This window comes from Streptosporangium sp. NPDC000509 (genome assembly GCF_042898365.1).
Classification (GTDB): domain Bacteria; phylum Actinomycetota; class Actinomycetes; order Streptosporangiales; family Streptosporangiaceae; genus Streptosporangium.
This window is the reverse complement of sequence record NZ_JBIAYX010000027.1, coordinates 110,272-118,838: the sequence shown is the minus strand read 5'-3', so window position 1 is coordinate 118,838 and position 8,567 is coordinate 110,272. Positions and strand designations below refer to the sequence as shown.

Annotated in this window: 8 protein-coding genes; all 8 read left to right on the top strand. The window is 72.2% G+C overall.

Translation table 11 applies throughout. The annotated features are described in order from the left end of the window. Window positions 1-116 precede the first annotated feature (116 nt). The 8 genes from ACFY3D_RS36190 to ACFY3D_RS36155 all read left to right on the top strand — a co-directional run bounded on the left by ACFY3D_RS36190 (window position 117) and on the right by ACFY3D_RS36155 (window position 8,515). Complete coding sequence (locus ACFY3D_RS36190; protein ID WP_362517310.1) at window positions 117-1,124, top strand: sugar phosphate isomerase/epimerase family protein; 1,008 nt, start codon at window positions 117-119, stop codon at window positions 1,122-1,124. 473 nt (window positions 1,125-1,597) lie between these two features. Next, a complete protein-coding gene (locus ACFY3D_RS36185; protein ID WP_389988443.1) occupies window positions 1,598-2,746 on the top strand; it encodes an inositol-3-phosphate synthase in 1,149 nt (382 codons plus the stop codon). After that, window positions 2,746-3,639, top strand: coding sequence for an SCO3242 family prenyltransferase (locus ACFY3D_RS36180; protein WP_389988441.1), 894 nt, complete (start codon window positions 2,746-2,748; stop codon window positions 3,637-3,639). The genes ACFY3D_RS36185 and ACFY3D_RS36180 overlap by 1 nt, the downstream gene beginning before the upstream one ends. Further along, window positions 3,636-4,553, top strand: a complete 918-nt coding sequence (locus tag ACFY3D_RS36175; protein WP_389988438.1) for a sugar phosphate isomerase/epimerase family protein — start codon at window positions 3,636-3,638, stop codon at window positions 4,551-4,553. Before ACFY3D_RS36180 ends, ACFY3D_RS36175 begins: the two co-directional genes overlap by 4 nt. Continuing rightward, a complete protein-coding gene (locus tag ACFY3D_RS36170; protein WP_389988435.1) occupies window positions 4,550-5,161 on the top strand; it encodes an EboA domain-containing protein in 612 nt (203 codons plus the stop codon). Before ACFY3D_RS36175 ends, ACFY3D_RS36170 begins: the two co-directional genes overlap by 4 nt. Then, a complete protein-coding gene (locus ACFY3D_RS36165; RefSeq protein WP_389988452.1) occupies window positions 5,161-6,015 on the top strand; it encodes a TatD family hydrolase in 855 nt (284 codons plus the stop codon). Before ACFY3D_RS36170 ends, ACFY3D_RS36165 begins: the two co-directional genes overlap by 1 nt. Next, window positions 6,015-7,142 carry a metabolite traffic protein EboE gene (gene eboE, locus ACFY3D_RS36160; protein WP_389988432.1) on the top strand — a complete coding sequence of 376 codons (1,128 nt, stop codon included), beginning with the start codon at window positions 6,015-6,017 and terminating at the stop codon, window positions 7,140-7,142. The genes ACFY3D_RS36165 and eboE overlap by 1 nt, the downstream gene beginning before the upstream one ends. Next, window positions 7,139-8,515 (top strand): nucleotide pyrophosphatase/phosphodiesterase family protein, encoded by a 1,377-nt coding sequence (locus ACFY3D_RS36155; protein WP_350948855.1) that lies wholly within the window; start codon window positions 7,139-7,141, stop codon window positions 8,513-8,515. Before eboE ends, ACFY3D_RS36155 begins: the two co-directional genes overlap by 4 nt. The last annotated feature ends 52 nt before the right edge of the window (window positions 8,516-8,567 follow it).

The following is an 8,567-nucleotide window of genomic DNA, read 5'->3' as shown; positions in this document are numbered from 1 at the left end:
ACCTCCGGTGTCGCTCCGGCTCCGTCGTTCGACGACGGGTTGAACGTCCAGCGCGTGCTGGCCGCGGTCGAACGCAGCGCCGACGACCAGAGCCGCCTTACATCTGTGGAGGGAATATGAGCAGGCCCATCACATTGTTCACCGGCCAGTGGGCCGACCTGCCGTTCGAGGAGGTCTGCCGTCTCGCCTCGGGCTGGGGATACGACGGCTTGGAGATCGCCTGCTGGGGCGACCACTTCGAGGTCGACAAAGCCCTCAGCGACGACGACTACATCCCCCGTAAGCAGGAGATGCTCGCCAAGCACAACCTGAGCGTCTACACCATCTCCAACCACCTCGTCGGCCAGGCCGTCTGCGACAGCCCCATCGACGCTCGCCACCAGGGCATCCTGCCCGCCCGCATCTGGGGCAACGGCGATCCCGAGCAGGTCCGCCGCAACGCGGCCGAGGAGATCAAGAACACCGCCCGCGCCGCCGCCAAGCTCGGCGTCGACACCGTGGTCGGCTTCACCGGCTCCTCCATCTGGCACACCGTGGCCATGTTCCCCCCGGTCCCGCCCCAGATGATCGAAGACGGCTACGCCGACTTCGCCGACCGCTGGAACCCCATCCTCGACGTCTTCGACGAGGTCGGCGTCCGCTTCGCCCACGAGGTCCACCCCAGCGAGATCGCCTACGACTACCACACCACCGTGCGCACCCTGGAGGCCATCGGCCACCGCCCCGCGTTCGGCCTCAACTGGGACCCCTCCCACATGGTCTGGCAGGAGATCGACCCGGTCGCCTTCATCCTGGACTTCGCCGACCGCATCTACCACGTCGACTGCAAGGACGCCAAGGTCCGTACCGGCGACGGCCGCCGCGGCCGGCTCGCCTCCCACCTGCCCTGGGCGGACCTGCGTCGCGGCTGGGACTTCGTCTCCACCGGACGCGGCGACGTGCCCTGGGAGGACTGCTTCCGAGCCCTCAACGCGATCGGCTACAACGGGCCGATCTCCATCGAGTGGGAGGACGCGGGGATGGACCGTCTGGACGGCGCCCCCGACGCCCTGGAGATCATCCGCAAGCTGAACTCCATCACCCCGCCCTCCACCGCCTTCGACGCCGCTTTCTCCTCCGACTGAGTCGGTCGGCCCCAGGTCTCGGGACCGAGAGCCTGGGGCCTTCCGGCCGGGAGGATCCTCCGGCCGAGGGCTTGGCAACGGGAAGCCCCGGCCGGAACTCTGAGGAACAGGAATCGGACAGGAGCTCGGGCCGTAATTCTCGGCCCGGGTCCTCGGCCGATGTCTCTGACAGGAATTCCTGACTTAATTTCATGAGTTGTTTTCATGAGTTGAGCTGGTCTGACGGAAACACATGGCCCTGAGGCATATATCCGTAATATCCGCATAACGTACGATTCCTTGCACAGGCGGGTCGGACCGTCAGGTCCGGCCCGTCGCGGGGTCGTCTCCTTCGTTCTAACGACCACGTAGTACCCGCCGATGACATCCCCTCCGACCGCCCGGCCGCGACGGATGCCACCGGCGCCGCCCGGCCCCGGCCGGGCGGATGAAAACCGTCATCCCCCAGGAGTCGACTCACCACAGGAGGCCAGATGCGTACGGGAGTGTGGCTGGTAGGAGCACGAGGCTCCGTCGCCGTCACGAGCGTCATCGGAGCGCTGGCGGTACGCGCCGGTCTCGCCCAGCCGACGGGCTGCGTCACGGAGCTCCCCCAGTTCCGAGGCGCAGGACTGCCAGGGCTGGGAGACCTGGTGTTCGGCGGGCACGACATCGCACCGATCCCGCTGGAGAAGAAGGCGGCCGCGCTGGCCGGAGCCGGGATCGTACCGGCCAGGCTGCTCGAACCCCTGCGCGACGAGCTCGCCAGGGTCGAGGAGAACCTGAGGCAGGTGCCGGCCGCCGAGAACCAGGCCGCGACCGCGGAGCTGATCGGCGCCGACATCACCGAGTTCCGGCTGCGGCACGGTCTGGAACGGGTCGTCGTCGTCAACGTCTCGACCACCGAGCCCGCCCCCGAGCCGCGTCCGGCCCACGCCGACCTGGAGCTGCTGGAGTCCGAGCTGGCGGCCTCCAGGGACCTGCTGCCGCCCAGCGCCCTGATGGCGTACGCCGCCTTCCGCGCGGGCTGCCCCTACCTGGACTTCACCCCCTCGACGGGCGCCAGGCTGCCCGCCCTGGACCGGCTCGCCGACCTGATGGGGCTGCCGTACGGGGGCCACGACGGCAAGACCGGCGAGACGCTCGTCAAGTCGGTGCTCGCCCCGATGTTCGCCCAGCGCAACCTCCGGGTTCGCACCTGGTCGGGGATGAACCTCCTCGGCGGGGGAGACGGCGCCAACCTCGCCGACCCCGCGGCCAACGCCGCCAAGGCCGCCAGCAAGCAGCGGGTGCTGGGCGAGACGCTCGGCTACACCCCGCAGGGCGAGACCCGCATCGAGTACGTGGAGGACATCGGCGACTTCAAGACCGCCTGGGACCTGGTCACCTTCGAGGGGTTCCTGGGCACGTCCATGCGCATGGAGTTCAGCTGGCACGGCTGCGACTCCGCCCTCGCCGCGCCGCTGATTCTGGACCTGGCGAGGCTCACGGCGGCGGCGCACCGCCTTGGCCGCACCGGGCCGCTGGGCGAGCTGGCCTTCTTCTTCAAGGACCCGCTCGGCGAGGCGCCGCACGCGCTGGCCGACCAGTGGCGGGTGTTGCTCGCGTTCGCCGACACCCTCGGCGAAGGAGAGCGGGTCTGATGCCGTCGCCGCGCGACCTCGCGGAGCTCGTACGCGCCCCCGCCGCCCTCTCCGTCCCCGGTGACGTCGTCGCGGGAGCCGCCGCCGGCCAGGTGCTGGGCGGCAGGACCCTCGGACTGGCGTGCTCCTCGGTCTGCCTGTACTGGGCGGGAATGGCCGCCAACGACTGGGCCGACCGTCACCTGGACGCGGAGGAACGCCCGGAGCGGCCGATCCCCTCGGGCCGCGTGTCGCCGGGCGCCGCGCTCGGCGTGGCCGCGGGGCTCACCGCCGCGGGCCTGGCGGCGGCCGGGCTCTCCGGTGGACGCCGAGCCCTGGCGGTCGCCGTCCCGCTCGCCGCCGCCGTATGGTCGTACGACCTGGTGGCCAAGAACACGGCGGCGGGACCGCTGGTGATGGCGCTCTGCCGAGGCCTCGACGTGCTGCTGGGTGCCACCCCGGGACGGAGCGTCGCCGACGCGCTGCCCTCGGCGCTCACCGTCGCCGCCCACACCTACCTGCTCACCGCGCTGTCGCGCGCCGAGGTGTCCGGCTCGGACCGGAGCCTGCCCGCGGCGACCCTGGCCGGCACCGTCGCGCTCGCCGTGGCCACCGCCCTGGGACGCGGCGACGCCTCGCCCCCTCCGCAGAGCGCGCGTGCGGCGCGGGTGGTGCGGGCCGTGCAGGCGGGACTGACCGGCTGGTACGCCGCCAGGTTCGGCATGTCCCAGGCTCAGGCGGTCGCCGAGCCCTCGGCCTCCCGGTTGCGGGCCGCCGTCGGCACCGGCATCGTCGCGCTGCCCGCCCTGCAGGGCGCGCTCGTCGCCCGCAGCGGCGCCACCCGTGAGGGGATCGCGGTCGCGGCGGCCGTCCCGCTCGGCCGGGCCCTCGCCAGGAAGGTCTCTCCCACATGAGCCCCGATGGCACCGAGACGAGCGCCGAGACGGGCACCGAGACGGGCACTGTGACGAGCGCCGAGACGAGCGCCGGGCTGAGGTTCGGCTACGGCACCAACGGGTTCGCCAACCACCGGCTGGACGACGCGCTGCGGGTCATCGCGGACCTCGGCTACCAGGGGGTCGCCCTCACGCTCGACCACGACCACCTGGACCCCTACGAGGAAGGGCTGGCCCGCAGGGTCGCGGCCGCGGCCGACCTGCTGCGCGATCTCGGCCTCGGCGTGGTCGTCGAGACCGGCGCCCGCTACCTGCTGGACCCCTGGCACAAGCACGCCCCCACGCTGCTGCACGACGAGCGCGAGAAGCGCCTGGACTTCCTGAACCGGGCGGTCGCGATAGGCGCCGACCTGGGAGCCGAGGCGGTGTCGTTCTGGGCGGGTGTGCGCCCGGAGACGGTCGACGAGGCCACGGCCTGGGCCAGGCTCGTCGACGGCTGCGCCCGGCTCGCCGAGACGGCCTCCGCCGCCGGGGTGCCGCTGGGCTTCGAGCCCGAGCCCGGCATGCTCGTCGAGACGATCGCCGGATGGCGCAAGCTGCACGCCGAACTCGGCGAACCGCCGGGGTTCGGCATCACGCTGGACATCGGCCACTGCCGCTGCCTCGAACCGGATCCGGTCCCCGACTGTGTCACGGCCGTCGCCGCCCACCTGGTCAACGTGCAGATCGACGACATGCGCCGAGGGGTGCACGAGCACCTGGAGTTCGGCGAGGGGGAGATCGACTTCCCGCCCGTGCTGCGCGCCCTCGCCGGCTGCGGCTACCGGGGCCTGGTCGCGGTCGAGCTGCCCCGCCACTCGCACGCCGCCCCCCAGGTGGCCGCCCGATCCCTGAGCTTCCTGCGCACCGCCGCCGAAGGGACGAACGCATGACCTCCGAACCCAGTAACCAGACGGACAGCCTGCTGGCGGCGCTCGGCCAGGACTGGCTCGCCGACGCGCGCGCGAGCGTCGCCGCCAAACCGGGAAGTGTCACCCGGCACTTCGCCGCCGCGGGCCGTCGCGCCGGACGGGCACCGTTGCCGGACGCGCCCGGCTGGAGTGCCGACGAGGCGGCGAGGGCCGTCCTGCTCGCCGCGCTCCCAGCGGAGGAGGTGGCCGGGCAGGCCGCCGACCTCTACCGGTACGGCGACGCCGACGAGAAGCGCGCCGTCCTCAAGGCCCTGCCGATGCTGCCCGTCGGCGCGGAGGCGGTACCACTGCTGCTCGACGCGATCCGCACCAACGACACCCGCCTCGTGGCCGCCGCACTCGGCCCGTACGCCCGCCACCTCGACCAGACCATGTGGCGGCAGGCGGTACTCAAGTGCGTGTTCATGGGTGTGCCGCTCGCCGCCGTGGACCGGCTGGAGGAGCGGGCCGACGCCGAGCTGGCCGGGATGCTGGCCGCGTTCGCCGAGGAACGCACCGCCGCCGGACGCGACGTCCCCGCGGACGCGACCGCACTGCTCGACCGTCTGACCAGCGAGAAGGAGGCATGATGCGGATCTTCGACCCGCACATCCACATGACGTCACGCACCACCGACGACTACGCCAGAATGGCCGCCGCCGGGGTGCTCGCCATCGTGGAGCCCGCCTTCTGGCTGGGCCAGCCCCGTACCAACCCCGGCTCGTTCACCGACTACTTCGACTCGCTGATCGGCTGGGAGCCGTACCGCGCGGGGCAGTTCGGCATCGCGCACCACGCCACCATCGCGCTGAACCCCAAGGAGGCGGGGGACCCGCGCTGCCGGCCCGTGCTCGACCTGCTCCCGCGCTACCTGGAGAAGGACCGGGTCGTCGCGGTCGGCGAGATCGGCTACGACTCGATGACCCCCGAGGAGGACGACGCCTTCGAACGGCAGCTCGCGATGGCCGTCGACCACGAGCTGCCCGCCCTCGTGCACACCCCGCACCGCGACAAGGCCGCCGGCACCCGGCGTACCCTCGACGTCGTCGCCGCCTCGGGCATCGAGCCCGGACGGGTCGCCGTCGACCACCTCAACGAGGTCACCGCGGGAATCGTGCACGACTCGGGCTGCTGGATGGGCTTCTCCATCTACCCTGAGACCAAGATGTCGCCGCCCCGCATGGTGGAGATCCTGCGCGAGCACGGCCTGGAGCGGGTGCTGGTCAACTCCGCCGCCGACTGGGGCGTGTCCGACCCGCTGCTCACCCTGGAGACCGGAAGGGCGATGCTGGAGGCCGGGTTCAGCGAGGACGACGTCGACCGGGTGCTCTGGCGCAACCCCGTGGAGTTCTACGGCCAGTCGGGACGCCTGGACCTTTCCGAGGTCGCCGGGGCACGGGAGGCGACCTTCGAGGGCAGCTCCATCAAGCGCGGAGGGTCTTGATGCGGCTGCTTCACCCCGGTGGGCGGGCGTTGCACCTGAGTTACTGCACCAACGTGCACCCGGCGGAGGACCTCGGCGGCATCGTCGGGCAGCTCGACACCTACGCGGTGCCGATCCGTGCCCGCCTCGGCGCCGACGTGCTCGGGCTCGGGCTCTGGCTGGCCGCGCCCGTCGCCGCCGCGCTCGCCGCCGACCCCGGGCTGCTGGCCGGGTTCCGCCGTGAGCTGGACGCGCGGGGACTGGAGGTCGTGACGCTCAACGGCTTCCCCTACCGCTCGTTCCAGGACCCGGTGGTCAAGCATGCGGTCTACCACCCCGACTGGACCACTCCAGAACGGCTCACCTACACCCTCGACCTGGCACGCGTCCTGGCCGCCCTCCTGCCGGACGACGCCGCGAGGGGGTCGATCTCCACGCTCCCGCTCGCCTGGCGCGACCCGTGGGACGAGGACATGTCCCGCCTCGCCACGCGCAGGCTCGACGAGCTCGCCACCGGGCTCGCCGCCGTCGAGTCCGCCACCGGCCGTGTCATCCGGGTGGCGTTCGAACCCGAGCCCGGCTGCGTGGTGGAGACCACCGACCAGGCCGTACGCGCGCTGTCCGGTGTCGACACCGACCGGCTCGGCATCTGCCTGGACCTCGCCCACCTGGCGTGCGCCTGGGAGCGGCCCGCCGACGCGCTGCGCCGGTACGCCGAGGCCGGACTGCCCGTCGTCAAGGTCCAGGTCTCCGCGGCACTGGAGAGCGACGACCCGGAGACCCTGCGCGAGTACGTCGAGCCGCGCTTCCTGCACCAGACCCGCAACGCGGCCGGCGACGAGGCCGACGACCTCGACGAGGCGTTCGAGCGGAAGCTGCCAGGACCGTGGCGGGTCCACTACCACGTGCCCCTGCACGTCGCGCCGCAGGCACCGCTCGGCACCACCGTGCCGGTGCTCCGTGAGGCCCTCGCGGAGCTGGTCGGCGGTCCCGAGCCGCTCTGCGACCACTTCGACGTGGAAACCTACACCTGGGGGGTACTGCCGCCCGCGCTGCGCCCGCAGACCCCCGACCGGCTCGCCGCGGGCATCGCCGACGAGCTTGACTTCGCCCGCGCCGCGATGCGCGATCTGGGAGTGAAAGCATGACATCGTTGCTCGTCCTCGACGTGGTGGGACTGACCCCGAGGCTGCTGGCGCACATGCCGAGGCTGCGCGCCGTCGCCGACGGCGGCTTCCAGGCCGAACTCGGCACCGTACTTCCCGCCGTCACCTGCTCGGCCCAGTCGACCTTCCTCACCGGCGTCGCGCCCACCGAGCACGGCGTCGTCGGCAACGGCTGGTACTTCCGCGAGCTCGGCGAGGTGTTCCTGTGGCGCCAGCACAACGCGCTGGTCGGCGGGGACAAGCTGTGGCACGCCGCCCGCCGCGAGCGGCCGGGCTTCACCGTGGCCAACGTGTGCTGGTGGTACGCGATGGGCGCCGACGTCGACTGGACGGTCACCCCCCGGCCCATCTACCGTGCCGACGGGCGCAAGGACCCCGACTGCTACACCTACCCGCCGGGCCTGCACGAGGAGCTCACCGGCAAGCTGGGCACCTTCCCGCTGTTCACCTACTGGGGGCCGGGCGCGGGGATCGCCTCCTCCACCTGGATCTGCCGCGCCACCGAGCAGATCATGAAGGACCACAACCCCGACCTGACCCTGGCGTACGTGCCGCACCTGGACTACGACCTGCAGAGGTTCGGCCCGTCCGACCCGCGCTCGGCCGCCGCCGCCTCCGAGCTCGACACCGTGCTCGCTCCTCTGCTGGACGCCGCCGCCGCGCGCGGGACCACCGTGGTGGCACTGTCGGAGTACGGCATCACCGACGTCTCCCGCCCGGTCGACATCAACCGGATGCTGCGGACCGAGGGCCTGCTCGAGGTCTACACCCAGGACGGCATGGAGTATCTCGACCCCTGGACCTCCCGGGCGTTCGCCGTCGCCGACCACCAGGTGGCCCACGTCTACGTGGCCGACCCCGCCGACATCCCGGCCGTGGCCAAGCTCTGCGCGGGCCTGCCCGGAGTCGCCGAGGTGCTCGACGAGGAGGGCAAGGCGAGGAACGGGCTGGCGCACCCCCGGGCGGGGGAGCTCGTCCTCGTCTCCGAGCCCGACGCGTGGTTCACCTACTACTACTGGCTCGACGACACCCGCGCCCCCGACTTCGCCAACCTGGTCGAGATCCACCGCAAGCCCGGTTACGACCCGGCGGAGCTGTTCTTCGATCCCGCGGATCCCGGAGCCGCCAAGCGCCGCGCCGCCATGGCGCTGCTGCGCAAGAAGACCGGCATGCGCTACACGATGAACGTCGTCGGCCTCGACGCGGGCGCCCGTGCCATCCGAGGCTCGCACGGTCGTCTGCCCGACAACCCCCTCGACGGCCCGGTGCTGCTCTGCTCGGATCCGTCCGTGGCCAGCGACCGGATCGCCGCCACCGAGGTCAAGGACCTGCTGCTCCAGCTCTCCCTGCGCTGAGCGGCACCTAGACGGCGCCGCCCGCCTGTGCCTTACACCCCCCGGGCGGGCG

What these genes read in the sequence shown, in the direction of transcription:
- ACFY3D_RS36190 (WP_362517310.1), top strand. Translation starts at nt 117, where the DNA reads ATGAGCAGGCCCATCACATTGTTCACCGGCCAGTGGGCCGACCTGCCG.
- ACFY3D_RS36185 (WP_389988443.1), top strand. Translation starts at nt 1,598, where the DNA reads ATGCGTACGGGAGTGTGGCTGGTAGGAGCACGAGGCTCCGTCGCCGTC.
- ACFY3D_RS36180 (WP_389988441.1), top strand. Translation starts at nt 2,746, where the DNA reads ATGCCGTCGCCGCGCGACCTCGCGGAGCTCGTACGCGCCCCCGCCGCC.
- ACFY3D_RS36175 (WP_389988438.1), top strand. Translation starts at nt 3,636, where the DNA reads ATGAGCCCCGATGGCACCGAGACGAGCGCCGAGACGGGCACCGAGACG.
- ACFY3D_RS36170 (WP_389988435.1), top strand. Translation starts at nt 4,550, where the DNA reads ATGACCTCCGAACCCAGTAACCAGACGGACAGCCTGCTGGCGGCGCTC.
- ACFY3D_RS36165 (WP_389988452.1), top strand. Translation starts at nt 5,161, where the DNA reads ATGCGGATCTTCGACCCGCACATCCACATGACGTCACGCACCACCGAC.
- eboE (WP_389988432.1), top strand. Translation starts at nt 6,015, where the DNA reads ATGCGGCTGCTTCACCCCGGTGGGCGGGCGTTGCACCTGAGTTACTGC.
- ACFY3D_RS36155 (WP_350948855.1), top strand. Translation starts at nt 7,139, where the DNA reads ATGACATCGTTGCTCGTCCTCGACGTGGTGGGACTGACCCCGAGGCTG.